The sequence below is a fragment of the Frankia sp. AgKG'84/4 genome, assembly GCF_023242965.2.
Taxonomy (GTDB): Bacteria; Actinomycetota; Actinomycetes; order Frankiales; family Frankiaceae; genus Frankia.
This window is the reverse complement of sequence record NZ_JALKFU020001310.1, coordinates 1-2,117: the sequence shown is the minus strand read 5'-3', so window position 1 is coordinate 2,117 and position 2,117 is coordinate 1. Positions and strand designations below refer to the sequence as shown.

Annotated in this window: 2 protein-coding genes; both read right to left on the bottom strand. The window is 75.6% G+C overall.

Annotation, left to right across the window (positions count from 1 at the left end):
* On the bottom strand, positions 1–1,144 hold a 1,144-nt coding region (locus MXD58_RS29975; protein ID WP_250611512.1), incomplete at its 3' end, for an AAA family ATPase.
* Positions 1,145–1,149: 5 nt separating this feature from the next.
* Positions 1,150–2,117, bottom strand: a 968-nt coding sequence (locus MXD58_RS29970) for an ABC transporter ATP-binding protein (protein WP_250611510.1), incomplete at its 5' end; no start/stop codon positions are given.

The following is a 2,117-nucleotide window of genomic DNA, read 5'->3' as shown; positions in this document are numbered from 1 at the left end:
GGGGGGGAGGGGGCGCCGCCCGGCGCCAGCCCGGATCCAGCGTCGTGTACAGCAGCGCGGCCAGCAGCCGGTGCCGCAGCCGGTATGCGGCCTCGCCGTGGACGGGCCGGAGCAGGTCACGCTCGACGAGGGCGGCGACGGCCGTGCAGGCCGGGTCGATCGCCAGATCGGCGACGATCGCGATGGTGTCCAGGTCGAACGGCTCCGCGAGCACGGCGGCGGCCCAGGCGACCCGCGAGCACTGCGGGCCCAGCTCCGCCAGCTCGGCCAGCACCGGAGCGACCAGCTGATGGGCGCTGTGGTCGGCGGCGGAGCTGTCCGCGTCCCCGGTGGCGGCGCCCGGACGCCGGCCCGCTGGCAGGTGCTGAGCTGCCGGGAGGTGCTGAGCTGGCGGGACGTGCGGGGGAGCGAGGCCGAGCAGGTAGCGCGGGTTGCCCTCGCTTGCCTGGTGCAGCTCCCGCAGCCGCGGATCGTCGGCGTCGAGCCCCGTCAGGCGGGCCGCCTGGTCCAGGTGCAGCGGCGGCAGGGCAACGCGTTCGACGGTGCCCAGATCCTCGCCGTGGGCGAAGGCGTCGAGCAGCTGGGGGGCGCTCTGCCGCGGCCGGTGCGCCACGACGAGCAGCAGGGGGGCGTCCACGGGCCAGCGGAGGAGATGCTCGACGAGCCCGATCGACGCCTCGTCCGACCAGTGCAGGTCGTCGACGACGAGGACCAGGCCGTCCCCGGCGACCCGGTCCAGCAGCAGACGGGCCGTGTCGAACAGCGCGGCGGCGGGGCCGGCGCCGGCATCGCCGGGGTCGGCATCGGGTTCCGGGCCGGCCAGCAGAGCCGCGAGCAGCGCTCCGGGCAGCGAGCCGTCACCGTCGTGCGTCGTCGCGGCCGGGCGGATGGACAGCAGCCGGTGAAAGACGCCGAAGCGCAGGTCGCGGTCGGCCGGCGCGCAGCGGCCCGTCACCACCGGCAGACCGCGCCGCGCTGCCTGCCGGGTCAGTTCGCCCAACAGGCGGGACTTGCCGCTACCGGGTTCACCGGACACCTCCACGACGCGGGCGGCGCCGTCCGCGACCGCGTCCAGGGCGGCCAGCAGACGTCGGCGTTCCTTCGTCCGGACCGACGGGGAGCGGCGCCCGGCGCCCGCCGACACGCCCGTCAAGGCCGGTCGGTCCGGGGCACCGCGGCGAGCAGCGCCCGGGTGTAGTCCTGTCGCGGGTCGCGGAACAGCTCCTCGACGTCGCCGCTCTCGACGACCCGGCCGTCCTTCATCACCACCATCCGATCGCTGGTGTGATGGATCACGCCAAGGTCGTGGGAGATGAACAGCATGGCCACCCCGAGATCGCGGCGCAGGTCGGCCAGCAGGTCGAGGATCTGTGCCTGGACGGAGACGTCGAGTGCGGAGACCGGCTCGTCGCAGACCAGCACCGCGGGATTCGGTGCCAGCGCCCGGGCGATGGCGACCCGCTGGCGCTGACCGCCGGAGAGCTCCAGTGGGCGCCGTCGGAGCAGCTCGGCGCCCAGCCCGACCCGGTCGAGCAGGTCGACGACCCGGTCGCGACGCGCCCGCCCGCGGGGCACGCCGGCCATGCCCAGTGCCTCGCCGATGATCCGCTCGGTGTTGAACCGGGGGTCGAAGGACCCCAGCGGATCCTGGTGGATGGCCTGGAGGCGCAGCCGACGGGCGCGCCGTTCACGTTCGGGCAGCCCGCTCCACGGCTCGCCGGCGAACCGCACGGCGCCCTCGTCCGGCTCGATGGCACCGAGCACGATCCGGGCGACCGTCGTCTTCCCGGAACCGGATTCGCCGACGACCCCGAGGGTCTGGCCGGCGAACAGCTCCAGGGAGACGTCCCGCACGGCGTGCCGCCAGCCGCCGTCGGGTGTGCGGTACCGCTTGTGGACGGCGGCCACCTCGATGAGCGGCACGGCATCGGCCTCGGCGGGTTCGCAGGGTACGGCGAGTACGGCGGGTCCGACCGTCGGGTTCTGCGCCGCCCGCGGCCGCGGCTGGCCGGTCGCCACCTCGGTGGCCGGACCGGGATGCCAGCACAGCACCTGATGCTCGTCGGCGTGCTGCGCGACCGGCGCGGGCGGCAGTTCGGCGCGGCAGCGGTCGTCGC